Origin of the sequence: Aquilutibacter rugosus (genome assembly GCF_036541335.1) — a bacterium.
Classification (GTDB): domain Bacteria; phylum Pseudomonadota; class Gammaproteobacteria; order Xanthomonadales; family Xanthomonadaceae; genus Aquilutibacter; species Aquilutibacter rugosus.
The window spans coordinates 699,611-724,831 of the sequence record NZ_JAZHBO010000002.1; the positions used below are offsets into that span (position 1 = coordinate 699,611).

Annotated in this window: 23 protein-coding genes, 1 tRNA gene and 3 pseudogenes; 17 read left to right on the forward strand and 10 right to left on the reverse strand. The window is 59.0% G+C overall.

Annotated elements, in window-relative coordinates; genetic code table 11:
- Window positions 1–100 precede the first annotated feature (100 nt).
- Window positions 101–2,992: pseudogene (uvrA, locus tag V3390_RS08590) on the forward strand (excinuclease ABC subunit UvrA); the annotation flags it as partial.
- Between the two features lie 11 nt (window positions 2,993–3,003).
- Complete coding sequence (locus V3390_RS08595; protein ID WP_331704107.1) at window positions 3,004–3,402, forward strand: acyl-CoA thioesterase; 399 nt, start codon at window positions 3,004–3,006, stop codon at window positions 3,400–3,402.
- Window positions 3,403–3,438: 36 nt separating this feature from the next.
- On the opposite strand, the gene V3390_RS08600 is transcribed toward V3390_RS08595, so the two are convergent.
- The 5 genes and pseudogenes from V3390_RS08600 to V3390_RS08615 all read right to left on the reverse strand — a co-directional run bounded on the left by V3390_RS08600 (window position 3,439) and on the right by V3390_RS08615 (window position 6,333).
- Window positions 3,439–3,906, reverse strand: a complete 468-nt coding sequence (locus tag V3390_RS08600) for a copper chaperone PCu(A)C (protein WP_331704108.1) — start codon at window positions 3,904–3,906, stop codon at window positions 3,439–3,441.
- Complete coding sequence (locus V3390_RS08605) at window positions 3,906–4,775, reverse strand: sulfurtransferase (protein ID WP_331704109.1); 870 nt, start codon at window positions 4,773–4,775, stop codon at window positions 3,906–3,908. The genes V3390_RS08600 and V3390_RS08605 overlap by 1 nt, the downstream gene beginning before the upstream one ends.
- Window positions 4,772–5,440, reverse strand: a complete 669-nt coding sequence (locus tag V3390_RS08610) for a CoA pyrophosphatase (RefSeq protein ID WP_331704110.1) — start codon at window positions 5,438–5,440, stop codon at window positions 4,772–4,774. Before V3390_RS08610 ends, V3390_RS08605 begins: the two co-directional genes overlap by 4 nt.
- Window positions 5,441–5,578, reverse strand: a pseudogene (locus V3390_RS10240) (DUF1289 domain-containing protein); the annotation flags it as partial.
- A gap of 74 nt (window positions 5,579–5,652) precedes the next feature.
- Window positions 5,653–6,333, reverse strand: a complete 681-nt coding sequence (locus V3390_RS08615) for an FKBP-type peptidyl-prolyl cis-trans isomerase N-terminal domain-containing protein (RefSeq protein ID WP_331688904.1) — start codon at window positions 6,331–6,333, stop codon at window positions 5,653–5,655.
- Between the two features lie 192 nt (window positions 6,334–6,525).
- On the opposite strand from V3390_RS08615, the gene V3390_RS08620 reads away from it, so the two are divergent.
- From V3390_RS08620 to V3390_RS08680, 13 genes are all read left to right on the forward strand, one after another.
- Window positions 6,526–7,308, forward strand: coding sequence for an enoyl-CoA hydratase/isomerase family protein (locus tag V3390_RS08620; protein ID WP_331704111.1), 783 nt, complete (start codon window positions 6,526–6,528; stop codon window positions 7,306–7,308).
- 8 nt (window positions 7,309–7,316) lie between these two features.
- A complete protein-coding gene (locus V3390_RS08625) occupies window positions 7,317–7,670 on the forward strand; it encodes a hypothetical protein (protein WP_331688906.1) in 354 nt (117 codons plus the stop codon).
- Between the two features lie 20 nt (window positions 7,671–7,690).
- Window positions 7,691–8,410: an endonuclease III gene (nth, locus tag V3390_RS08630; protein WP_331688907.1), complete on the forward strand. Its 720-nt coding sequence runs from the start codon at window positions 7,691–7,693 to the stop codon at window positions 8,408–8,410.
- Window positions 8,411–8,492: 82 nt separating this feature from the next.
- Entirely contained in the window at window positions 8,493–9,686 is a 1,194-nt protein-coding gene (locus V3390_RS08635) for an OprO/OprP family phosphate-selective porin (protein WP_331704112.1), read from the forward strand.
- Between the two features lie 62 nt (window positions 9,687–9,748).
- The gene (gene pstS / locus V3390_RS08640) at window positions 9,749–10,765 is read left to right on the forward strand and encodes a phosphate ABC transporter substrate-binding protein PstS (RefSeq protein WP_331704113.1); all 1,017 of its coding nucleotides are present in this window, start codon (window positions 9,749–9,751) and stop codon (window positions 10,763–10,765) included.
- Between the two features lie 225 nt (window positions 10,766–10,990).
- A complete protein-coding gene (pstS, locus tag V3390_RS08645) occupies window positions 10,991–12,076 on the forward strand; it encodes a phosphate ABC transporter substrate-binding protein PstS (RefSeq protein WP_331704114.1) in 1,086 nt (361 codons plus the stop codon).
- A gap of 85 nt (window positions 12,077–12,161) precedes the next feature.
- Window positions 12,162–13,130, forward strand: a complete 969-nt coding sequence (pstC, locus tag V3390_RS08650; RefSeq protein ID WP_331704115.1) for a phosphate ABC transporter permease subunit PstC — start codon at window positions 12,162–12,164, stop codon at window positions 13,128–13,130.
- On the forward strand, window positions 13,130–13,981 hold the full coding sequence (gene pstA, locus V3390_RS08655) for a phosphate ABC transporter permease PstA (RefSeq protein ID WP_331688912.1): 852 nt from the start codon (window positions 13,130–13,132) through the stop codon (window positions 13,979–13,981). The genes pstC and pstA overlap by 1 nt, the downstream gene beginning before the upstream one ends.
- Window positions 13,982–14,058: 77 nt before the next feature.
- The gene (pstB, locus tag V3390_RS08660; RefSeq protein WP_331704344.1) at window positions 14,059–14,823 is read left to right on the forward strand and encodes a phosphate ABC transporter ATP-binding protein PstB; all 765 of its coding nucleotides are present in this window, start codon (window positions 14,059–14,061) and stop codon (window positions 14,821–14,823) included.
- A 19-nt stretch (window positions 14,824–14,842) separates the two neighbouring features.
- Window positions 14,843–15,550, forward strand: a complete 708-nt coding sequence (gene phoU, locus V3390_RS08665) for a phosphate signaling complex protein PhoU (RefSeq protein WP_331704116.1) — start codon at window positions 14,843–14,845, stop codon at window positions 15,548–15,550.
- Between the two features lie 71 nt (window positions 15,551–15,621).
- Window positions 15,622–15,954, forward strand: a complete 333-nt coding sequence (locus tag V3390_RS08670) for an EF-hand domain-containing protein (protein ID WP_331688915.1) — start codon at window positions 15,622–15,624, stop codon at window positions 15,952–15,954.
- 17 nt (window positions 15,955–15,971) lie between these two features.
- Window positions 15,972–16,817 carry an MbnB/TglH/ChrH family RiPP precursor modification enzyme gene (locus V3390_RS08675; RefSeq protein ID WP_331704117.1) on the forward strand — a complete coding sequence of 282 codons (846 nt, stop codon included), beginning with the start codon at window positions 15,972–15,974 and terminating at the stop codon, window positions 16,815–16,817.
- Entirely contained in the window at window positions 16,814–17,344 is a 531-nt protein-coding gene (locus tag V3390_RS08680) for an HvfC/BufC family peptide modification chaperone (RefSeq protein WP_331704118.1), read from the forward strand. The genes V3390_RS08675 and V3390_RS08680 overlap by 4 nt, the downstream gene beginning before the upstream one ends.
- A gap of 38 nt (window positions 17,345–17,382) precedes the next feature.
- On the opposite strand, the pseudogene rnt reads toward V3390_RS08680, so the two are convergent.
- The 3 genes and pseudogenes from rnt to rnr all read right to left on the reverse strand — a co-directional run.
- Window positions 17,383–17,985, reverse strand: a pseudogene (gene rnt, locus V3390_RS08685) (ribonuclease T); the annotation flags it as partial.
- Between the two features lie 13 nt (window positions 17,986–17,998).
- A complete protein-coding gene (gene rlmB, locus V3390_RS08690; protein WP_331704119.1) occupies window positions 17,999–18,748 on the reverse strand; it encodes a 23S rRNA (guanosine(2251)-2'-O)-methyltransferase RlmB in 750 nt (249 codons plus the stop codon).
- On the reverse strand, window positions 18,745–21,186 hold the full coding sequence (gene rnr / locus V3390_RS08695; protein WP_331704120.1) for a ribonuclease R: 2,442 nt from the start codon (window positions 21,184–21,186) through the stop codon (window positions 18,745–18,747). The genes rlmB and rnr overlap by 4 nt, the downstream gene beginning before the upstream one ends.
- A gap of 123 nt (window positions 21,187–21,309) precedes the next feature.
- Between rnr and V3390_RS08700 the strand changes: the two genes are divergently transcribed.
- Window positions 21,310–21,394: transfer RNA gene (locus V3390_RS08700), tRNA-Leu, on the forward strand.
- Window positions 21,395–21,521: 127 nt separating this feature from the next.
- Window positions 21,522–23,774, forward strand: coding sequence for a DNA topoisomerase IV subunit A (gene parC, locus V3390_RS08705; protein ID WP_331704345.1), 2,253 nt, complete (start codon window positions 21,522–21,524; stop codon window positions 23,772–23,774).
- Window positions 23,775–23,803: 29 nt separating this feature from the next.
- On the opposite strand, the gene dapE is transcribed toward parC, so the two are convergent.
- Window positions 23,804–24,922 (reverse strand): succinyl-diaminopimelate desuccinylase, encoded by a 1,119-nt coding sequence (gene dapE / locus V3390_RS08710; RefSeq protein ID WP_331688920.1) that lies wholly within the window; start codon window positions 24,920–24,922, stop codon window positions 23,804–23,806.
- Window positions 24,915–25,220 carry an ArsC/Spx/MgsR family protein gene (locus tag V3390_RS08715; protein WP_331704121.1) on the reverse strand — a complete coding sequence of 102 codons (306 nt, stop codon included), beginning with the start codon at window positions 25,218–25,220 and terminating at the stop codon, window positions 24,915–24,917. The genes dapE and V3390_RS08715 overlap by 8 nt, the downstream gene beginning before the upstream one ends.
- Window position 25,221: the final 1 nt, after the last annotated feature.

A 25,221-nucleotide genomic window follows, 5' to 3' on the forward strand; every position in this document is an offset into this window, starting at 1 on the left:
ACCCTTCGCTAAGCAGGAACAGGCGCCCGGATCACTCCGGGCGCTTTTTTGTTACCATTTTTGATTGATTTTGCGCGGCTTAGCCCCCACTGTTCAGAACATGTCCCTGACCCACATTCGCGTACGCGGCGCCCGCACACACAATCTCAAGAACGTGGATCTGGATCTGCCTCGTGATCAGTTAATCGTGATCACCGGTCTGTCCGGCTCGGGTAAATCCTCTTTAGCCTTCGATACGATCTACGCCGAAGGCCAGCGCCGCTACGTCGAGTCGCTCTCGGCTTACGCGCGGCAGTTCCTTAGCGTCATGGAAAAGCCCGATGTCGACCACATCGAAGGCCTGTCGCCGGCCATCTCGATCGAGCAAAAATCGACATCGCACAATCCGCGCTCTACCGTCGGCACTATCACCGAGATCTACGATTACCTGCGTCTGCTGTTTGCACGCGTCGGTTCTCCCAAGTGCCCCGATCACGGTTTCGGCCTGCAGGCGCAAACTGTTTCGCAAATGGTCGACCAGGTTGTGGCCCTGGCCGATGACCCGGCGACAGCGCAAAGTCGTTATATGTTGCTGGCTCCGGTCATTCGCGACCGCAAGGGCGAACACCTCCAGTTGATCGATCAGTTGCGCGCGCAAGGATTTGTGCGTTTGCGCGTAGATGGCGAGATTTACGAAATTGATGCGGTGCCCAAGCTGTCTCTGCGCACCAAGCACACAATCGAGGCCGTGGTCGATCGGTTCCGCCCTTCGGCCGATCATGCTCAACGTCTCGCAGAATCGTTTGAAACTGCGTTAAAGCTCGCCGATGGCGTCGCCTTCCTGCAATCCATGGACGACCCGAAGGCCGAACCGCGCATGTTCAGCTCGCGCTACTCCTGCCCGGTCTGCGATTACTCACTGCCGGAGTTGGAACCGCGTCTGTTCTCATTCAACTCGCCCAGCGGTGCCTGCCCGACCTGCGATGGCCTGGGCGTGGCACAGTACTTCGACCCCGAGCGAATCGTGGTGCATCCCGAGTTGTCGCTGGCGGCCGGTGCGATCCGCAGTTGGGATCGCCGTAATCATTATTATTTTGCGCTGGTGCAATCGCTCGCCAAGCACTACAACTTTGATGTGGACACGCACTGGGAAGATCTCCCGGAACACGTGCGCAACGCCGTGCTGTTCGGCAGCGGCAAGGAAATCATCGCTTTCAATTACCTCAGCGATGCCGGTACGCGTCATCAGCGCAAACATGCCTTCGAAGGCATTGTCTACAATCTCGAACGCCGCTATCGCGACACGGAGTCCAGCGCCGTCCGCGAGGAGCTCAGCAAGTACATCGCCGAACGTCCCTGCCCCGATTGTCAGGGCATGCGCCTGAACCGTGAGGCCCGCAACGTGTTTGTCGCGGACCGCAATCTCCCCTCACTGGTGGTTCTGCCGATCGATGAAACTCTGGACTTCTTCCGGAATCTGCACCTGGACGGCTGGCGCGGTGAAATCGCGGCCAAGATCGTCAAGGAAATTGCCGAGCGCCTGCGCTTTCTGGTGGATGTCGGCCTGGACTATCTGACTTTGGAACGCAAGGCCGACTCGCTGTCCGGCGGTGAGGCACAACGCATCCGACTCGCTTCGCAGATTGGTGCCGGCCTGGTCGGTGTGATGTACGTGCTCGATGAGCCCTCGATCGGTTTGCATCAGCGCGATAACGAGCGACTGCTGGGCACACTAACCCGTCTGCGCGACCTCGGCAACACCGTGATCGTGGTGGAACACGACGAGGATGCGATTCGCCTTGCCGATTACATTGTCGACATCGGTCCGTATGCAGGTGTTCATGGCGGACGCGTTATCGCGCAGGGCACATTGAGTGAGCTGCTTGAGGCACCCGAATCCATCACAGCCAAATACCTGACCGGTGAACTGCGCATCGAGGTACCCCAACAGCGCAGACCAATGAATCCCGACGCTACCCTCAAGGTGTATGGCGCGACGGGCAACAACCTGCGCGAGGTCGATCTGCAGATTCCCGTCGGGCTGATGACTTGCGTGACCGGCGTTTCGGGTTCGGGTAAATCCACGTTAATCAACGACACCCTCTTCCCCCTGGCCGCCAATGAACTCAACGGCGCCTCGCACACGATCGCACCTCATCGCGAGATCAAAGGCCTGGAACAGTTCGATAAGGTCGTTGACATTGATCAGTCGCCGATCGGCCGTACGCCGCGCTCCAATCCTGCCACCTACACCGGGTTGTTCACGCCTTTGCGTGAGCTGTTCGCCCAAGTGCCCGAGTCGCGTGCGCGCGGTTATTCACCGGGCCGATTTAGCTTTAACGTGCGCGGCGGCCGTTGCGAGGCCTGTCAGGGCGATGGCCTGATCAAGGTCGAGATGCACTTCCTGCCCGATGTGTACGTGCCGTGCGACGTGTGCGGCGGCAAGCGCTACAACCGGGAAACCCTCGAGATCCGCTACAAGGGGCACAACATTAGCGATGTGCTGAACATGACCGTCAGCGAGGCCCTGACGCTGTTCGAAGCCATTCCGTCCATCTCGCGCAAGCTGGAGACACTGGTTGATGTCGGCCTGGGTTATATCCGACTGGGACAGAGCGCAACGACGCTGTCCGGCGGTGAAGCGCAACGCGTCAAGCTCTCCAAGGAACTGTCACGTCGCGGTACCGGCCAAACCCTATACATTCTCGATGAACCCACCACCGGCCTGCACTTCCACGACATTGCCCATCTGCTGGAGATCTTGCATCGCCTGCGCGACAACGGCAATACTGTGGTGGTGATTGAACACAATCTCGATGTGATCAAGACGGCCGACTGGATCGTGGACATGGGGCCGGAAGGCGGTCATCGCGGCGGTACCGTGGTTGCAGTCGGTACGCCCGAAGACGTCGCTGCGCATCCGCATTCACACACCGGGCGATTCCTGGCGCCGCTGGTCGGCGTCCAGTCCCAACAAAAAGCCGCAGCCCAACCTAAAGCCGCGGCAAAGAAAAGGAAAACAAAATGAGTGGCGAGCTGTTGCTGGACACCCTCTTACCCATTCGCTGGCGCGACCTGGATGCGTTCAATCACGTCAACAATTCGACGTATCTGACGTATCTCGAAGAATCGCGACTGCAGTGGATGCTCGGTGTCGCCGGCCTTAGCATGGACGATCGCGCCGTGCCGGTTATGGTCGCCAGCCAACTCAACTATCGCCGTCCGCTGCTGTGGCCGGGCTCCGTGCGGATCCTGTTAACGGCAGAGCGCATCGGTCAGTCGAGCGTCACCATTGCGCATCAGATGGTGCATCCGGAACGTCAGGACGAACTGTACTGCGACGGAAGCGTTACTGTGGTCTGGATTGATTCCGCGACAGGCCAGAGTGTTCCGCTGCCGCAAGCCGTGCGCGACGCGATGTAACGTAAAGTGATGCGCTGAAACGTCAAAGCCTGTAACTCAGCCGGCCATGCCCTTCACATCAAACATCACCTGCAGGCTCCAGCCGGGACCGGACATTCGAATCGGAATCCGGCTGCCGATTTTTAAATTGGACTTCGGCTTCATCAGCATCAGGTGCAAGCCACCCGGTCGAAAGACCACACGATCTCCCGGTGCTACTGTGAGTGCCGGAACGTAACGCATGCGTGCTACGTTATCGCGCTCGACCGTCTCATGGATGCTGACCTCACCAAAGTCGGAACTGCGCACCGTGTTGAGCACAATGGCATTGCGACAGCCATTATCGAGCTGAAAATAACCGGCCATCATGCGTGGCTTTCCCGGCGGCACTCGCACTACAGCTTGAGAGACCTTGGGTACGCATGCCGGCAATACGGCCTGTGCCGTCTGCGGGGCCGCCATCAGGGCCACCGTAATCATGCACGACCACATGGTTAACGACTTAGCTATCAGTTCAATTTTCATTAGGGTTGTTCTCCGGTTGCAACGGGATGGTCGGCATTCTCTATCCAACCACTCCACGATGGCGGGTACATGGCGGCACCCGGTAGGCCAGCCAATTCCATCGCCAACAGATTGTGCGCGGCAGTTACTCCCGATCCGCAGTAAAACACCGGCGCCTGATCACTGTTCGAGCCTCGCAGCAGCTCGGTCAGTTCGCGCCGCAAATCGTCAGCAGGCTTTATCCGACCATCGGGCAACAGGTTCAAGCCAAAGGGTCGATTCAGGGCACCCGGAATGTGTCCGGCCTTTGCATCAATGGTTTCGTTCTCGCCACGGTAGCGATCGGCCGCACGCGAATCAATAATCGGTCGGCCCGCATCACGCGCATCCACCAGCTGCTCCGCTGTCAGCAGACGCGTGCGGTCGAACTCTATGTCCGCAACCGACTCAAGCGAAGCCGCCGGCTCCTGTTGCGTAACGCCGGACTCCAGCAGACGCCCTTCTTGTGTCCAAGCGCGGAACCCGCCATCGAGCACAGCCACCTGATCGTGACCGGAGACCTTAAGCAACCACCAGGCTCTTGCGGCAAACATACCGGAGTGCTGGTCGTAAACCACCACCGGCGTATCGCGTGTGATTCGCCATGTTGCCAACTGCGCCCGCCATTGCTCGATAGAGGGCCATGGATGACGCCCTGCTCCCACCGAATGCGGGCCGGACAGAACGTCGTCCATAGAGGCAAGAATGGCGCCGGGCAGATGCGAATCGACAAACACATCGCATGCCCAGTCGGGCTGCGCCAAATCATGCCGGCAATCAAGGATGACCGGCGCACGACCTGCGTCCAGCAACTCCTGCAACTGCGCAGTCGAAATCAGATCACGAATCATGGCGAAGGGCTCCCTCGCACGATTGCCGTCCGCAACATCCGCAGCATGGCCGCTGTCGCGCCCCACACTCGGTGTGGCGCCTGCGGATGCGATTTAAACTCACCGACGTGTCGGACATGGCCGCCGAAATCGACAGCCTGTTCAAAATACTGTGCCTCATCCAGCAGATGCGCTAGCGGGATCTCAAACACCTCGGAGACTTCCTGCGGGTTCGGGACGGCGCGGTAATCACTATCAAGCCAAGCCACGACCGGTGTCACGACATAACGCGAAATGGTCGCAAAGCGGTCGAGGAACCCGACCGGATGAAACTTTCGTGGAGAGACACCGACTTCCTCCTGCGCTTCACGCAGTGCGGTCGCAACGATATCGGCATCGGCGGCGTCACGCGCACCGCCCGGAAAGCTTACCTGTCCACTGTGCTGGCGCAACGTCTCGGTACGGCGAGTCAGCAGCACATGAATGCCCGTTTCTCTCGCGACTAGCGGGATCAGGACTGCAGCCTCACGCCAGTCTGCAGGCACGTCAGGTTCGCCCTGTAATTCGAACAAGGGGCCGAGATCTGCCCAGTTGACGGCCGGCGCTTGCGGCGGATGCAATACCGGATGCAAAGTGCGCAGCAAACCCGTCGTGACGCGCTCCCGCTCGGGCAATACCTTTGACATGACCTGGCGACGGCGGGACTCGTCCCACTGCGACCAGAAACCGATTTCGTTGCCTGACCGAAAACAACCCGTGCACAATCCGTCGGCACCAATAGTGCAGACGTTGATGCAAGGCGTTGAGATGGACTGCAGCGTCATCAGATTTCCGGTTTCCTAAATGACGATGCGCCGGACAGCCGGCGCATCGCGGGTACTGCTATGTCTAGTATCGCTTACTTGAACGAAACCATTTCCACTTCGTATTGCAGAACGGCGTTCGGCATACGCGAATCCTTACCATTGCCCAGTGCCGGCGGCAACGTGATTTCCCACTTGGAACCGGTCGGCATCATGGTCAGAGCCTGACGCAGGCCAGCCAGCGGAATGTCGCTGATCTTGAGGTCATTGCCCGGCTTTGCAGCGAGAGCTTGCGGATCCTGCGGACGCTGACCGAACGGGAACGGACCGGCGACCTTGATATTGACGGCGCTAGTAGTGGTCGGCTTGGCACCCTTACCGGCAGTGATCACGCGATACTGCAGGCCGTTCGGCAGCGTTTGCACGCCGGCCTTGGCCTTGTTTGCGGCCAGGAACTTGGTGCTCTCAGCCGCATTGCTGGCGGCAACCTTTTCAAACTCGGCCTTGGCACGTGCTTGCACGCGTTTGTCGTAGGCTTCGAGTGCAACCTTCAATTGGTCTTCAGGGATGGCCGGTGCCTTCTTGGCGATGGCATCGTTCACACCCTTGAGAACGGAGTTGGCATCAACCGACTCACCGACTTCAACGATACGGGCGGCCAGATCATAGCCGAGGTAATAGCTGACTTTGCCCTTTTCAGACGACAGATCTTGAGCGGCAGCGGAGCCCGCAACGGAAGCGGCGGCCAATGCGATGGCCAAAACGCGATACTTCATGAATTGAAACTCTCCAAAAATTAAAATGTACTTGTGCGTAGTTGCCGGAGCACGCTACAGGCTCCATAAAGGCCCGACCTGTCAGGGAAGGAGCCAGACACGCTAGGATAAACGCAACGGAGCCTGTTCTCCATTTTGTCTGTTCGTTTGGACCGCCCCCATTCAAAAAAGTTTCTCTCGGAGCCACGATTCATGCCTTTTGCCAACCTACTCATCGAAAATCACGGTCCCATTCGTAAGATTTTCGTTAATCGCCCCGACAAGCTGAACGCGCTCAATGCGGCCACGCTAGATGAGCTGGATCGGGCGTTCCAGGACGCCGGAGCCGATCCGACGGTACGGGTGGTGATATTGACCGGTTCCGGTCCCAAGGCATTCGTCGCCGGCGCCGACATCGCGCAAATGAATGCGCTGACGCCGGTTCAAGGGCGTGATTTCTCCAAGCGTGGCACCGCCATGATGCGACGCGTCGAGCTGCTGGGCAAACCGGTCATTGCCATGATCAACGGTTTTGCACTCGGCGGTGGTCTGGAGTTGGCCATGTGCTGTCATCTGCGCATTGCCGCGGACACGGCTAAGATCGGACAACCGGAAATTAATCTAGGTCTGGTGCCCGGTTTTGGTGGCACGCAGCGTCTGCTGCGACTGGCCGGTCGCGCTGCAACTCTGGAACTCTGTCTGCTTGGCGCACCGATTTCCGCACAACGCGGATATGAGCTCGGCATCGTGCATCGAGTCGTCCCCGCCGATGCGCTGGAATCGACGGTTGAACAGATCGCCGATCAACTGGCGAAGGCGGCGCCGCTCGCAGTGCGCTCCATTCTGGATTGCGTACTCCATGGCGAAGAGATGCCCATGTCCGAGGCCCTATCGTACGAGTCCACGCAGTTCGGTCTGATCTTCAGCACTAACGACATGCGCGAAGGCACCACCGCGTTTCTGGGCAAACGTGCTGCTGAATTCAAAGGCGAATGACCGCAGCAATGGAAGCGGATATTCGCACGGCCCTGATAGACGCGGCGCAGGCAGGCGATCTCGATGCCGCCATGGAGATCGGCCTGCTCGATGTCGATCTCGTGCCGACACCACCGACAGGCGCGGGCACAGAATGGCTAACGGTCTTGCCGCAACTCATGCAATGGCAGACCGAACGTAAGAGCGCCCTGGCGGCACGCGAGCGCTATCGGGCCAAGCAGGCACGTGAGCTTGCTAAGCAAGAGGAACGTGCCGCCCGGCGTGCAGGCAAAGCTGCAGCGAGCGGCCCGTCGAGCTTGCCAAGTGCAGCGCAAGCCGCGCTGGAACGTGCCAAGGCACGCGCAGCCGCCCGCAAGTCCTAAGCTTAAAACAAGAACTTGTAATGTCGAAAGTTGCGGATACAAAAAAGAAGCCACGCAAGGCTGCACTCAAGCGCCCGGCACGCCCCACCCGCTGGACCCGCGCAGCGGTCGCCGAAGCCTTCCGACGTTTTCAGGAGCACAACCCCAAACCAACGACGGAGCTGGAATACGGCAATACCTATCAGTTGCTGGTGGCCGTCGCCCTCAGCGCGCAATCCACCGACGTTGGCGTCAACAAAGCGACGCGCGCGTTATTTCACAAAGTGGAAACGCCGCAACAGCTACTGGATTTGGGCAAGGACGAACTGATCCGTCACATCGCGACGATCGGCCTGTTCAATACGAAAGCGGCAAATCTCATCAAGGCTGCACAAATCCTCGTGGATTTGCATGATGGCGAGGTACCGCAAAGCCGGAACGCGCTCGAGGCATTGCCCGGTGTCGGACGCAAGACCGCCAACGTCATTCTCAATACGGCATTTGGTCAGCCAACATTGGCCGTGGATACGCATATCTTTAGAGTGGCGAATCGAACCGGACTTGCACCGGGTGCCAATGTCGATCAGGTCGAACGGAATCTGCTCAAAATCATTCCGGAGCCTTATCTGTCTGACGCACATCATTGGCTGATATTGCACGGGCGCTACGTGTGCAAAGCCCAGCGCCCCTTATGCGGCAACTGCCTGATCTCCGACTTATGCAAGTTTGCTGAAAAGCAAAAATATGTCGCAGAACCGTAAATATTTCATTTTGTGTAACAGAAGTGCAATACGGGCCGCCTAAGATTTCGTCATCTCGACAAGCCAAAAGGCACCCCTCCCCATGTTGCACACTCGCAAAATCATCGCCGTCGCTCTGGCTGCGGCTCTGCTCGCCCCGGCTGCCAAAGCTGAAATCGCGTTCGACGTGATCGGTGGTTCGGAAATCTCGTTCGAAGGTCTGGTTCAAGCCGACGGCAACTGGTTCTCCAATGACATCGTTGACCAGAACGGTCAAGCGCTGAACGGTAAAGATACCGAATTCGAACTGCGCCGCGCCGAACTCGTGTTCAAGGGCAAGGGCCCGGGCGCCATCAACTGGGTTGTCGGTCATGACCTCAAGGCCAAGAAGTGGCTGGACGTGAATGCCAAGTACACCATCGGTGGCAACTCCAATAACTACGTCCAGATCGGTCAGTACAAGCAACCGCACAGCCTGGAAGAACTGACTTCGACCAAGCACAATGACTTCATCGCCAAGGCTTCGATCACCAACGGCATGACCGTTGCTCGCCGTCTGGGCGTGGCCGCCGGTACCGGTGACCAGAACTGGTCGTTGATGGGCTCGTGGTTCACCCGCGAACTGACCCGCAATGGCAACCACGGCGTCGGTTACGGCGTCCGCGGCACCTTCGCCCCGATCAACGCAGGCGGCAACGTGCTGCACCTGGGTCTGTCCTATATCAGCCGTGACACCGATGGCGACGCCCTGCGTATGCGCGTTCGTCCGATGGCCGATCTAGCAACTGCCTACCTCGTAGACACCGGCAACGTCACCAATGTGGATAGCGCTGCTACCACCGGCCTCGAAGCCATGTACATTAGCGGCCCGTTCAAGCTGCAGGGTGAATACATGCAAACCAAGGTGTCGGGTGTAACCTCGGCACGCGATTTTGACACCGATGGCGGTTACGTCAGCGCCTTGTGGAATGTCACCGGTGAGAAGTTCGGTTATAAGGGCGGCACGCCGTCGCTGGGTCTGCCGGACAGCCCGGCTGCCGGCATGTTCCAAATCGGCCTGCGTTACGACACCATCAACCTGAATGACGGCTCGTTCGCCGGCACCCCGCCGAAGGGCACCGGCGTGCTGGGCGGTGAGCAAGACACCTGGACCCTGGGTGCCAACTGGTACTGGCGCTCCAACTTCAAGTTCGCTCTGAACTACAACAAGGTCACCTCGAGCAAGTTCAGGACGAACGTCGGCAACGTCAATGACGACCCGAGCTCGATCACCGCTCGCGCACAAATTTACTGGTAAGTCCTAACCGGCGGCCCACCTGTGTATGTCGCCGGTCTCTGCAACTCCCAAAGGAAATCAAGATGAAATTCGTCAAGACTCAAATCGTTGCCGCCGTTGCCGGCGCACTGCTGGCCGGTCAGGCCTTCGCAGCTGACGTGACCGGTGCCGGCGCATCGTTCGTGTTCCCGGTGATGTCCAAGTGGTCGTCGGACTACTCCAAGGCCACCGGCAAGAAGGTGAACTACCAATCGATCGGTTCGGGTGGTGGTATCGCTCAAATCAAGGCCAAGACCGTCGACTTCGGCTCGTCGGATGCCCCGTTGGCTCCGGCTGAACTGGACAAGGCCGGCCTGATCCAATTCCCGTCGGTTATTGGCGGCGTGGTTCCGGTGTTCAACCTGCCGGGCGTCCCGGCCGGTGCCATGAAGATGGACGGCGCCACTCTGGCCGATATCTTCTTGGGCAAGATCAAGAAGTGGAATGACCCGCGCATTGCTGCCAGCAACGGCGGCGTTAACCTCCCCGACCTGCCGATCCGCATCGTGCACCGCTCGGACGGTTCGGGCACCACTTTTAACTACACCAACTACCTGTCCAAGGTCTCGCCGGAATGGAAGTCCAAGGTCGGTCAAGGGACCTCGGTCAACTGGCCGGGCGGTATCGGCGGTAAGGGCAACGAAGGCGTTGCAGCTTACGTCAAGCAAATCAAGGGCGCAATCGGCTATGTCGAACTGTCCTATGCTCTGCAAAACAAGATGCCCTACAGCCGTCTGAAGAACCGCGCCGGCAACTACATCATCCCTAGCGACAAGAGCTTTGCCGCCGCTGCTGCCAGCGCACAATGGGGCTCGTCCAAGGACTTCAATCTGGTCATCACCGACGCTCCGGGCGAAGAAGCATGGCCGATCACGGCTACCAACTTCATCCTGATGCAAAAGCAACCGAAGAACCCGCAAGGTTCGAAGAACACTATCGAGTTCTTCCGCTGGGTGTACGCCAAGGGTGATGCTGCCGCTTCCGCTCTCGATTACGTCCCGCTGCCGGCCTCGCTGGTTAAGCAAATCGAAGACTACTGGGCAACCGAAGCCAAGTTCTGATCTCTACCTCTCGTAGTGATTCGGCGAACGCCGGTACCGCAAGGTACCGGCGTTTTCTATTGTGCCGGACCCCAAGTTGCCACTCATTATTTATACACGGGTGAAATAAAACAACCACCAGTGTCATTAAGGCGTAACATAATTATCATTTCATATTGGCAACCCGAACCGGGCTCCGATATGGAGCTCTATTCTTTCCCGGACCCTGAATCAAGGACACACGAAATGCAAACGCGCACCCGCCTCATTGCACTCGCCATTGCCTCTACCCTCGTCATTGCCGGCTGCAAGCAGGCTGAAGCCCCGAAGACCGGCGCCGACTCCTCGACCGCTGCAACCGCAGGTGCTAAGAGCGAAGCCTCGATCACCGGCGCCGGCGCTACTTTTATTTTTCCGCTGCTGAGCCGCTGGTCCTCGTCCTATAACAAGGAAACCGGCGCCGAGATCAACTACCAGTCGATCGGTTCCGGCGGCGGCATCCAGCAAATCAAGGCGGGCACGGTCGATTTCGGCTCCTCCGACAAGCCACTGAAGTCCGAAGAACTGGCTGAAGCCGGTCTGGCCCAGTTCCCGTCCGCCATGGGCGGCGTGGTGCCCGTTATCAATGTCGAAGGCATCGCGGCCGGTTCGCTGAAGCTGACCGGCCCGGTCCTGGCCGACATCTTTGCAGGCAAGATCACCCAGTGGAACGATGCCAAGATTGCTGCCGTCAACGCCGGCACCACCTTGCCGAGCAGCAAGATCAACCTGGTCGTACGTTCGGACAGCTCGGGCACCACTTATAACTTCACCAACTACCTGACCAAGGTCAGCCCGGAATTCAAGACTACCGTCGGCGAAGATTCCAAGGTGAACTTCCCGGCCGGATCGCTGGGTGGCAAGGGTAACGAAGGTGTGGCCAGCTACGTCAAGCAAGCCAAGAACTCGATCGGTTACGTCGAACTGGCCTACGCGCTCGAGAACAGCATGAATACCGTCCAGCTGCAGAACGCCGCCGGCAACTTCGTCACGCCGACGATCGAATCGTTCCAGGCTGCTGCGTCCAGCGCCGACTGGACGAACTCGAAGGACTTTAACCTGGTGATCACCAACGCACCGGGCGCCGATGCATGGCCGATCGCCGCAACTAACTTCATCCTGGTCCATAAGGATCCGAAGGACAAGAAGCGCGTCGCCGATGCACTGGCCTTCTTTAAGTGGGCTTACACCAACGGTGGCGAACAGGCTAAGGAACTGCATTATGTTCCGCTGCCCGCCGCTCTGGTGCAGCAAGTAGAAGCGTACTGGGCTCAAAACGTCAAGACGCAGTAACGGTTACTCTCCGTTGAAGGCAGTCATTCGTCTCCCGAGGTTGCGGATGACTGCCCTTTTTTTGCGTGACTAAGGATTGCACTGCATGAGCGTGACTGCTCTCGATAAAACACCACCATCCTCCCGTGACTCGAAGGATGCCCGGCACGATCGGTGGTTCCGGATGGCCCTTTTGGCCGTCGTCATTTTTGTTCTCGTCGCACTGGCCAGTGCTGCACTCACGATGCTTTGGGGTGGCCGTCATACTCTGATGAGTTCGGGCGTCGACTTCTTCACTACGACCGAGTGGAATCCCGTAGAGAACAAGTACGGCGCACTGATCCCGATTTTCGGTACCGTGGTCACGGCGCTGATCGCCATGATCATCGCGGTGCCAATATCGTTCGGCATTGCATTCTTTCTGACCGAAGTCGCCCCGCGCTGGATGCGTACACCGGTCGGTACCGCTGTCGAACTGCTGGCAGGTATTCCCTCCATCATTTACGGCATGTGGGGTCTGTTCGTGTTCGTCCCGCTGATGACCGAGTACTTCATTCCCGTCATTGACAACACGCTGGCTAAATTGCCGGTTATCGGTTCTCTGTTTCAATCGGCCGGTATCGGTATCGGTCTGTTCACTGCCGGCATCGTGCTGGCCATCATGGTGATACCGTTTATCACGTCCACCATGCGCGAAGTGTTCCTGACCGTCCCGACTCGCCTCAAGGAATCAGCTTATGCACTGGGCTCGACCAAGTGGGAAGTCAGTTGGGACATCGTGCTGCCCTACACGCGCTCCGCTGTGATCGGCGGTATTTTCCTTGGCTTGGGTCGCGCACTGGGTGAAACCATGGCCGTCGCCTACGTGGTCGGCAATAGCGTGGATATGCCCACATCGCTGATGTCGCCGGGCACCACGATTGCAGCACTGATCGCCAATGACTTCGGTGAAGCGACCGAAGAGTATCGCGGCGCTCTGCTGCTGCTAGGCTTCGTGCTGTTTGTCGTCACCTTCATCGTGCTTGCCATTGCCCGTCTGATGCTGCAACGCCTGTCCCGTAAGGAGGGCAACTGATGTCCGCCATCTACGCACGACGTGCAATTACCAATGTTGTTGCTATTTTGCTGGCAACGGTAGCTGCCATCATCGGCCTTACCTTTCTCGGCTGGATTCTCTACACGGTTTTCATGAAGGGCCTGCCGAACCTGGGCCTCGACCTGTTCACTAAGATGACCCCTCCACCCGGCGAAAAGGGCGGCATGCTCAACGCCTTCGTCGGCAGCTTGATCATGTGCGGCATTGCCATCGGTATCGGCGCGCCATTGGGCGTTGCGGCCGGTACCTGGCTGGCTGAGTACGGCGGTGCCCGCAAGTTCGGTACGGTGGTGCGCTTCGTCAATGACATCCTGATGTCGGCCCCCTCGATCGTGCTGGGCCTGTTCGTTTACGCCATGCTGGTGCTGCAGACCGGCGGATCGTTCTCGGGTTTCGCAGGTGCCATCGCGCTGGCCTTTATCGTGCTGCCTGTGGTGGTTCGTACCACCGATGAAATGCTGCGCCTGGTTCCGACCCAAATGCGCGAAGCCGCCTTGTCACTTGGTATCCCCCAATGGAAGGTGATCGTGCAAGTGCTGTATCGTGGCGCCTCGGCAGGTATCGTGACCGGTATTTTGCTGGCCCTGGCCCGCATCAGCGGCGAGACGGCGCCCTTGCTGTTTACGGCGCTGAACAATCAGTACTGGAGTCTGGACCTTGGCGCCCCGATGGCCTCGGTTCCGGTCACCATGAACAGCTTTGCCAATACACCCGATGAGAACTGGAACGCATTGGCCTGGGCCGCCGCCCTGGTCCTGACTCTGTTCGTGCTGTGTGTCAGCCTGTTCGCCCGCCTATTCCTTCTCCGCAAGCGCATCGCCAACGACTGATGCACGAGACTATGACCATGAATCTGCAAACGCCGTTTAATACTGTTGCCTCGAACACAGCAACGACCCATCCGAGCATGGGACAGGAGAGCATCAAGCTCGAAGCGCGCAACCTGGACTTTTACTACAGCAAGTACCATGCGCTGAAGAACATCAACTTGCCGATCCCGGAAAAGAAGGTGACGGCGCTGATCGGCCCGTCGGGCTGCGGTAAGTCCACCTTGCTGCGCACCTTCAACCGCATCTACTCACTGTATCCGGGTCTCAACGCCACCGGTGAGATTCTGCTCGACGGCGAAAACATCCTGGATGCCAAGTACCCCATGAACCGTCTGCGCAGCCAGGTCGGCATGGTGTTCCAGAAGCCGGTCCCCTTCCCCATGACCATTTTCGAGAATATTGCGTACGGCATTCGTCACCACGAACGTCTGGGCAAGTCCGAGATGAACGATCGCGTCGAGCTGGCGCTGCGTCAAAGCGCACTGTGGGATGAGGTTAAGGACAAACTGTCGCAATCGGCGCTCGGCCTGTCCGGCGGCCAGCAGCAACGTCTGTGTATTGCGCGTGCTGTCGCTTTGCGTCCGTCGGTGCTGCTGCTCGACGAGCCGACCTCGGCACTGGATCCGATCTCGACCAGCCGCATTGAGCAACTGGTCGAAGAGCTGAAGAAAGATTTCACCATCGCCATCGTCACGCACAACATGCAGCAGGCGGCACGCGTCTCCGACTACACCGCCTTTATGTATCTTGGCGATCTCATCGAACATGACGCCACGGCCACGATCTTCTCGAATCCGTCAAATAAGCAGACGGAAGACTACATTACCGGCCGCTTCGGCTAAGCCCTCAGGAGCCTGCGACATGCCACAAATTTCCGATCACATTCTGCAGTCCAGCAACACGGAATATCAGCGTCTCACCAATGAAACGCTCAAGATGGGCGAAATGGCCGCATCCCAACTCGAAGCGGCATTGGACGTCGTGGAGCGCCGCGACACCAACGCGGCCGAGCGACTGATCATGAACGACGAAGCCATCGACCAGCTTGAGGCGATCATCAGCCACGACGTCATGCAGCTGGCGCTGCGAGGCCCGATGGCGCGTGACTTGCGTGAGATCCTGGCGACTATCCGAATTGCAAGCGACATTGAGCGAATTGGCGACTATGCCGCCAACCTCGCCAAACGATCCACGGTGCTTAATGCCGTAACGCCGGTTCCGCAGGTCGCCTCGCTGCGCAATCTCGGCCGTCTGGTGGTTGAACAGTTCCGTATGGCGTTGGATTCGTACCGTACCAACGATACCGAGCTGGCTCTGAAGGTGCGTGACAACGACAAGAATATTGATGCGGCGTACACGTCGCTGTTCCGCGACTTGCTGACCTACATGATGGAAGATCCGCGTAACATCACGCCCTGTACGCATTTGCAGTTCATGGCCAAGAATCTGGAACGTGCCGGCGATCACGCAACCAACATTGCGGAAAACGTCTGGTTTCGCGAAAAGTCGGAACACCCGCTGCCGCCACGGGAAAAGGACGACAGCGCCAACACGACCGCAGCCCCTTAAGCCAAAGCACCGCGGTCTTCGCAGTAGCGGCGTATACTGATGCGAACTGCCCTCCCCATGAGTCGAACATCATGAACAAAGTGCACACCCGTCTCTCTGCAGCCATGCTGGCAACTCTGGTTGCCGCCGTGCCGGCCGCTCAAGCCGCTGCCGGTGCCCCGTTGGCTAAGACGCATCATAGTTTTGACGATATTGACACGAACAAGGACGGCATGATTTCCCGTACCGAGTTCGACGCAGCACACGCCAAGACCGACAAAAGCGCTGCTAAGGCAGCCGAGCATGCCTGCGGTGAGGGCAAGTGCGGTGAAGGCAAATGCGGCGGTGACAAAAAGGCTGCCTCCGGCGATGCCAAAGCAGCAGAGCACAGCTGCGGCGCGGATCACAAACCGACCAAGCCGTAAGCCGTTGCGCGCAACCTATGCGTGAACCGGATCAACGCGCCGTAGGCCTTGGCTTGCGGCGCGCTTTGTTTCAGGACCTGCTCGATGCGCCCGCCGGCGCGATCGACTTTGTCGAGTGCGCACCGGAGAACTGGATTGGACTCGGTGGACGTTACGCCGGCATGCTGTCCGAGATTACCGCTCGTTATCCCCTGACTTGCCACGGCTTATCGCTCGACCTCGGCGGTCTGACTCCTTTTGACGATGCGCATCTGAACGATCTGCGGACGTTTCTGCGCGAGCATCAGGTGCAACTGTATTCCGAGCACCTGAGCTGGAGCGGCGACAACGCACGCCTGCATGAGTTGTTTCCGCTGCCCTTTAGCGACGAATCCGTGCGCCATGTCAGCGCGCGCATCCGTGAGGCGCAGGATCGGCTGGAACGCCGCATTGCCATCGAAAACGTGTCGTACTATCTGACCATGCCGACCGGTGCCGCGTCGCCGATGTCAGAGCCGGAATTCGTGCACGCCGTAGCAGAGACGGCTGACTGCGATGTCCTGCTCGACGTGAATAATCTGTACGTGAATCACCGCAATCACGGCACGGATCCGCTGGCGTTGCTGCATCTGCTCGATCCCCGCCGCATTGTCTGCATGCACATTGCAGGACATTTCGTCGAGAGCAACGACCTGGTGATCGACAGCCACGGCGCGGCCGTCACCGATACGGTATGGGACTTGCTGGATCAGACCGTCGCGCAAATCGGCCCCCGCGCCACCGTGTTGGAGCGCGATTTCCACTTTCCTCCCTTTGAGCAATTGCTGGACGAAGCGCAACGCATCCGCCTGACTCTGCAACGCACGATGAGTTCAACGCAATGAAGGATGCATTGCGCGAGTTCGCAGGGTATTTGCGCGGCCTCTCCGAGCGCCCTGCTGCGATCCCGCCTGAGCGTGGGGAGATTTATCGGGAGCTGGTACGCGCCAATCTGGCGAGCTTGCTGCGCACTCAGCTGCCACGTACGGCTGCCACACTCGGTGAGAGCGGATGGACTGCTGCCATCGAGCAGTTCTTAGGCGCGATGACGCAACGATCGCCCTACTTCAAGGACTTGGCGGAAGAGTTCATCGCAACCCTGAACGCAGTCGATGCCGTACTGGACCTGGCCCATTACGAAGCCCTGCAACTCGAGGTCGAAACGACAACGGATCCCGATACGCGGAGACTAGCGGCTTATGCGCATCGTGTGCAGCAAGATCCCGTTATCGAAGGCATGACCTTGCTGCTGCTGCGAAGAGATGCAGAAAACGACCGTGTACTGGCGCGCGAACTGTCGCACGCGGAGTACGTTTATCTGGCGTCGGAGCTGGGCGAACCGCTGACGTCTTCGGACTCGATCGGCGCGTAAGGCGGCAGCAGATTATCCTTGCCGGCGCTGCGGGCAATCGCGTTAAGCGCATCGCAGAACACTTGCGCGGTCTGCTCGGTGTCATAGATCGCGGAGTGCGCATTGTGGCCATCCCACTCCATGCCGTTGGCGATGGCAACCCGCGCCAGCACCGTCTGACCCCAAAGCGCGCCGCCTAGCGTCACGGTATCAAACACGCTAAACGGATGAAACGGACAGCGCTTATGTTGAGTACGTTCGACGGCGGCATTGACGAAATTCAGGTCAAACACGGCGTTGTGGCCGACCAGAATGGCTCGCTTGCAGTTGTGCTTTTTCATGGCAGCGCGGATGTGTGCAAACACCTTATCCAACGCCTCCTTTTCGGAAAGCGCCCGCCGCAACGGATGATCCAGCTTGATTTTGGTGATCTCAAGCGATTTCGGATCGACCTCAGTGCCTTCTGCCGGTGCCACATGTGCACTGACGGTCTCTCCGGGGATCAGCATGCCATTGGCATCCAGGTCAACCGGGATGGCCGCAATCTCAAGCAACGCATGTTTACGGCTGTCAAAACCGCCGGTCTCGACATCAACCACCACCGGCAAAAAACCGCGGAAGCGCTGGTGCAGTGAATGATGCAGCGGTGCAGTATCAGTCATGATGCATGCAGTCTCAGGCTTGGCGCTGACGAACGGCTTCGAACACGCAAATGCCCGCAGCAACGGAAACGTTTAACGACTCGACATCGGCCGCACCGGGCATCGGAATCGAAATCAGACTGTCGCAGGTCTCACGGGTCAGGCGCCGCAGGCCATCGGATTCGCCGCCCATGACCAGGCCGACATTGCCGCGCAAGTCGGTCTTGTACAGCGATCCGCCGGCATCACCGGCCAGACCGTACAGCCAGACGCCCTGCTGCTGCAGCGACTTCATGGTGCGTGCCAAGTTGGTCACGGCCACTACCGGAATTGAATCGGCCGCACCGGCCGACGTCTTGCGCACCGTGGCATTGACCTGCACGGCCTTGTCGCGCGGAATGACCACGGCCGTTACCGCTGCTGCTGCTGCAGACCGCAAACAGGCACCGAGATTATGCGGATCCTGGACCCCGTCCAGAATCAGCAGCAGTGCGGAGCCCGCAGCCACTTCGACGAGTTCAATCAGGTCGGACTCGTTATAGGTCTTGGCCGCCGCATAGCGCGCAATGACGCCCTGGTGACGCAGATTGCCGACGACACCATCGATGGCCGTCTTAGGCACCTTGCGGACCGACACATCGAGCCGCTGCGCCCGCGATTCAATCTCCGCCAGACGCGTGTTTTTGGCACCCGCCTCGATCAGAACCTCGCGGACATTTTCCGCATCGTGTTCGAGTGCTGCGCCGACGGCATTAATGCCGGCAATCCATTGCTTGGAACTCATCGTTTACCTTTTTTACGTGCCGGCGGACCGGACTCCTTGCTGCCGTCAGCGGCCAGCTTGAAGTCAATTTTACGTTCTTCGACGGAGGCTTTCATGACGATAATTTCCAGGCGATCGCCGAGTCGGAATTCGCGCCCTGTACGTTCACCCGTCAGGGTTTTGCGGATCGCATCGAAATGGTAGTAATCGCGCGGCAAGGCAGTGACGTGCACCAGCCCGTTAACCTTGGACTCGTCGAGTTCGACAAACAGACCGAAGGACGTGACACCGCTGATCACACCCGAGAAGCGTCCACCAACGTGTTCGGACATCCATGCGGCGCGATAGCGGTCATCCACTTCACGTTCGGCTTCTTCGGCACGACGCGAGCGCTCGGACACCGCCAAGGCCAGATTGGCCATATTGCTCGGCGAATAGGTGAAGCGCTCAGCCGGCTCACCCGATAGCGCATGCTTGATAGCCCGATGCAACAGCAAGTCGGCGTAACGGCGAATCGGTGAAGTAAAGTGCGCGTACGCGTCCAGGGCCAAACCGAAGTGACCGTCGCTTGCCGTCGAGTACACCGCCAGCGACTGCGAGCGCAGCAGCACGGATTCGATCAGCGCGTAATCGGGGCGATCGCGGATCTTGAGCAGCAGATTGCGGTAGTCCTTGGGCGTCACACGTGCCCATGCAGGCAGACGCAAGCCGAACTCGGACAGGAACTCGACCAGATCGTTGTATTTGCGTTCCGGTGGTCGCTCATGCACGCGATGCGGCGCCGGCATCTGCGCACGATCAACAAAGCGGGCTGCCTCAACGTTGGCCGCAATCATGCATTCTTCGATCAGCTTGTGGGCATCGTTTCTTTGCAGCATGCCGGCCTGCAGCACCTTGCCGGAATTATCCAGCACGAAGCGCACTTCGCCACTTTCAAATTCAATGGCACCACGACGGGCACGCGCTGCAACCAGAATCTTGTACAGACCATGCAGGGCCTGCACGTGTGGCATTAGCGGGCCGACGTATTCCACGGCCGCTGCATGATCCTCGGCGCTGACGGACTCATCGCCCAATGCGTTCCAGACCTGCGTATAGGTCAGACGGGCATGCGAATGCATAACGGCTGTATAGAAGCTGCTCTTGGTGGTAACGCCGTTCGGATCAATGTGCAGATCGCATACAAAGCACAGGCGGTCGACCTTGGGCTTCAGCGAGCAGATGCCGTTCGACAACACTTCGGGCAACATCGGCACGACAAAGCCCGGGAAATAAACGGAAGTACCGCGAGTCTGCGCCTCGGTATCCAGTGGCGAACCCGGACGCACATAATGCGACACGTCGGCGATGGCCACGATCAGACGATAGCCACCATCGGTCTGACGCTCGCACCACACCGCATCGTCGAAGTCCTTGGCATCCTCACCGTCAATGGTGACCAAGGGCAGCCAGCGCAAATCGACACGGCCTTCGATATCGGCCTCTGTCACTTCGAGCGGAACGGCCTCAGCCTGCGCGGTCACTTCGGGCGGGAATTCATGCGGAATATTGTGGCCGTGGATGGCGGCCTGCACCGCCAGCGATGCCGTTAGCTTGTCACCGAGCACGGCGACAATACGTCCGATCGGCGGCTTGCGGTCGTCGGGCATTTGCGTGATTTCGGCGACGACCAGCTGGCCATCTACTGCATCCAGACGCGCATCCACCGGAATCAGGATGTTGCGTTGAATCCGACGGTCATCGGGCACGACAAAACTGATGCCGTTTTCAATCGTCAGATAACCGATTAAGCGCGTAACGCCGCGCTCCAGGACGCGTGAGATCTTGCCTTCTTCGCGACCACGGCGATCGACACCGACAATCTGCACCAGCACGCGATCGCCATTAATGACTTTGCGCATTTCGGCCGGCGGGAGAAAGATATCGTCTTCGATGCCGGAATCGACATCGGGACGTAAAAAGCCGAAACCCTCGGGGTTGGCAATCACTCGGCCCGGAATCAGATCCAGATGAAGCGTGGGCGCCAGTTCACCGCTGCGGTTCTGCACAAGCTGGCCATCGCGCAGCATCGCCTTGATGCGATTGCGGAATGCGTTCTGGTCGCTTTCGTCGGAAATGTGCAGCTGTGCGCCAAGTTCCTCGAACTGCAGAGGGCCGTCGGCAGCCAGTAGCGTCTGCAAAATCAGTTCGCGGCTGGCGATCGGCTTTTCATAGCGCGCCGCCTCGCGATTGGCATACGGGTCCGTCTCGGGTTTGCCGGCGGGCACAACCTGCGGCATCCATGGCGGCAACGAGCTTTTGGCTCCGCGCCGGCCCGGTGTGCGGGACTGCAGTCCGCCACTCCCATCCTTGCGGTCGGCGCTGCGACTTGTGACTCCTGATGTCTTGCCCGCCTTGCCGGCCGGCGTTAATCCCTTATTGGCCTTGGCAGGCCCCTTCCGTGTGGTCCTTTTCTTCATCTGCCCAGTGTCTCATGCCCGAGCGCACCATTTCGTGAATACGAATTGGATTTCGGGTATTGACAAGCAAAAAAACGGTCTCCATAATGTCTAGCTACTCGGGGCCAACGCCCTGAACACCTTGCCCAGGTGGCGGAATTGGTAGACGCACTAGTTTCAGGTACTAGCGCCGCGAGGCGTGGAGGTTCAAGTCCTCTCTTGGGCACCATATATAAAGACCCGCTTCAGTAATGAGGCGGGTTTTTTCTTGCTCCGAATAAAGCTAGGAAAATCGCGGCGAACGGTTCAAAATTGATGCTTGTCCCGCTTTGACTGTTCCAGTGACTGACTCCCCGATTGATTCACCCGTCCGCCCTGCCTTCCACGGTTTTGAGCAGATTCCGTTAAAGGAATACGCCGAAAAGGCCTATCTCGACTACTCCATGTATGTAGTGCTCGATCGGGCACTGCCGTTCCTGGGTGACGGCCTCAAGCCGGTCCAGCGCCGCATTATTTATTCGATGAGCGAACTGGGGCTGAGCTCTTCCTCCAAGCCCAAGAAATCGGCACGGACAGTCGGTGACGTCATCGGTAAGTTCCACCCGCACGGCGACAGCGCCTGTTACGAAGCAATGGTGCTGATGGCGCAGCCGTTTAGCTATCGCTATCCGCTGATCGACGGTCAGGGCAACTTCGGCTCCAGCGACGATCCGAAATCGTTCGCGGCCATGCGCTACACCGAATCCAAACTCACCCCCATCGCCGAAGTGCTGTTGGGCGAGCTCGGCCAAGGCACCGTCGACTGGGATCCCAACTTTGACGGCACGCTCGAGGAACCGACCTGGCTGCCGGCACGCTTGCCGCATCTGCTACTCAACGGTACGACCGGCATCGCCGTCGGCATGGCCACTGATGTTCCGCCGCACAATCTGCGTGAAGTAGTCAACGCCACCGTACACCTGCTCGACAACCCCAAGGCCACTACACAGGAACTGTGCGAGTTTCTGCCCGCACCGGACTACCCGACCGAGGCCGAGATCATTTCGCCAAGGCGTGATCTTCTCAGCATCTATGAGACCGGTAACGGCAGCGTGCGCGCTCGCGGCGTCTACAAAAAAGAGGGCGCCAACATCGTGATCACGGCACTGCCCCATCAGGTCTCCCCTAGCAAGGTGATTGAACAGATCGCCGCACAGATGCGCAACAAGAAACTGCCGTGGCTCGAGGACGTGCGCGACGAATCCGATCACGCCAATCCGACTCGCATCGTGCTAATCACACGCTCCAGTCGTGTCGATGCCGAACAGCTGATGGGACATCTGTTTGCAACGACCGACATCGAACGCACGTTCCGAGTCAACTTCAATGTCATCGGCCTCAACGGCCGACCACAGGTTAAGAGCCTCAGAGCGTTCCTGACCGAATGGCTGCAGTTCCGTACCGATACGGTTACGCGCCGCCTGAAGTACCGCCTTGCTCGTGTCGAACGTCGCCTGCATTTGCTCGACGGCTTGCTGACCGCCTTCCTCAACCTCGACGAAGTCATTCGCATTATTCGCTCCGAGGACGAGCCCAAGCCGGTCCTGATTGCACGCTTTGACCTGTCCGAAGAACAGGCCGAATACATCCTCGAGACCAAACTGCGCCAACTGGCACGTCTCGAGGAAATGAGGATCCGCGAAGAGCAGGACAAGCTCGACGCCGAGCGTGACCGACTCATTGCCACCTTAGGCTCGCCGACTAAGCTGAAACGGCTAATCCGCGATGAACTGATCGCCGATGCCGCAAAGTTCGGTGACGACCGCCGCTCGCCGCTGGTCGAACGCGAGTCCGCCCAAGCCCTGTCCGAAACCGAGCTGGCGCCGTCGGAACCGATGACCGTTATTCTTTCCGAAAAGGGCTGGATTCGCGCGGCAAAAGGCCACGATGTCAACGCCGAGACCATGTCCTATCGCGAAGGCGACAAACTGCTGGCGGTTACCAATGCCCGTTCCAACCAGCAAGTGGCGTTCTTAGGCTCCGATGGCCGCGCGTTCTCCACGGTGGTGCATTCATTGCCCTCCGCTCGCGGCAACGGCGAACCCTTGACGGGACGCTTCACGCCGGCGGCCGGCACCACCTTCCAGGCTTTGGTTGCAGGCGAACCCGCGACTCCGGTCGTCCTGCTAACCTCGCACGGCTACGGCTTTGTTACGCGCTTTGAAAATCTGCTGTCGCGACAAAAGGCCGGTAAATCCATGCTCAATTTGACACCACAGGCCAAGGTCTTGACCCCGATCGCCGTGAACGCTTCGGAATCTGCTGAGACATTGCGTCTGGCGGTCGTGACCACTGCCGGTCATCTGCTGGTGTATCCGCTTTCCGAATTGCCGGAGCTCGATAAAGGCAAGGGCAACAAGCTGATTGAGATCCCCAAGGCCAAACTGGGAACCGAACAGGTGGTGGCTGCGGCGGTGCTGTCAGCGGGCAACAAGCTCCTGGTGCAATCAGGTGCACGGACGATGACCCTGACGGTTGCGGACCTCAACGATTACGTCGGTAAGCGCGCCTCGCGCGGTGGTCTGCTGCCGCGCGGCTGGCAAAAGGTCGACGGCTTGAGCGTGGCCTGATCGGCCGCGCTCAAACTTAAGCCTTAAGCCTAGAGCAGCAATTCCCGGATCAGCTCGCCGTATAGGGCTGGCAGCCGTTCGAGTTCATCCAATGCAATGCGCTCGTCCACCTGGTGGATGGTGGCATTAACCGGACCGACTTCGACGCACTCCACGCCTAGTGGCGCGATAAAGCGCGCATCGGATGTGCCGCCGCCGGTGCTCTCAACAGGTTTCGTGCCGTTGTTAAAGCGCGTCAGCACCTTGACGCAGGCGCTACGCAGAGCGCCCTCGGGCGTGTAGAACGGTTCACCGCTCTCATGCCAGAACCAGTCGCACTCGACCCGGTGCGTTGCAAATAAGGCTTCAATTTCAGCGCGCAACGCCGCTGCAGTCCAGTTCGGGTTGTAGCGCAGATTGAATTCGATGACGGCCGTGCCGGGAATGACATTGTTGGCACCCGTGCCCGCACGCACATTACTGATCTGCAGCGAGGTCGGCGGAAACGATGCATAACCCTCATCCCATTGCCGCGCCGTCAGTTCCGTCAATGCCGGAACCACGCGGTGGATGGGATTGTCGGCCTTCTCCGGGTAGGCAACATGCCCCTGCACCCCTTTAACCGTAAGCGTCGCAGACAGCGAGCCACGACGACCCACACGCAGCAGATCACCCAGCTGCGCCGTCGACGAAGGCTCACCGGTGATGCACCACGTCAAGGGCTCATTGCGTTCGGCAAAGACCCGGGCCACGCGGCGCACGCCATCAAGGGCGATGCCCTCTTCGTCCGAGGTGACCAGCACCGCAATGCGGCCCGCATGATTCGGATGCTCGCGCACGAAGTCGCGTGCTGCCAGTACAAACGCAGCCACCGAGACTTTCATGTCGGCAGCACCGCGCGCGTACAGATGGCCATCGCGGATCGTCGGCGCGAACGGCGGCGAGGTCCAGCCATCGCCAGGCGGCACCACATCGGTGTGACCGACAAACAGCAAGGTCGGCCCATCCGTACCGTGCACCGCGTACAGGTTATCGACCTCACCAAAGCGCAGATGTTCGACGGTAAAGCCTTCGAGCAGATCGGCGATGCGCTGCTGACAACCGGCGTCCAGCGGCGTCACGGACTCGCGCTGCAACAGATCAAGGGACAGTGAGAGAATCTCAGACATCGCGTCCCTGCCGAATCTGACCGTCGTCGAGCAACAGGACCGGCCGCTTAATCAGCGTCGGATTCTCAGCCAGTGCCTGCAACCAGGCCTGATTGTCAGCAAAATCGTGCGAAGGCAACCCGCGCCATGTCGGGCTGGCCTTGTTGATCAGCTTTTCAAAACCGCCCACTTGGCCCGCCCAGTCCAGCAACATTGAGGGAGCAATCAGCTCATCCCGATAGTCCACGAATTGCGCATCGGGATAACGTTTGCGTGCCTTGCGGCAGGTATCGCAGTTGGCGAGGCCGAAAAGCTTCATG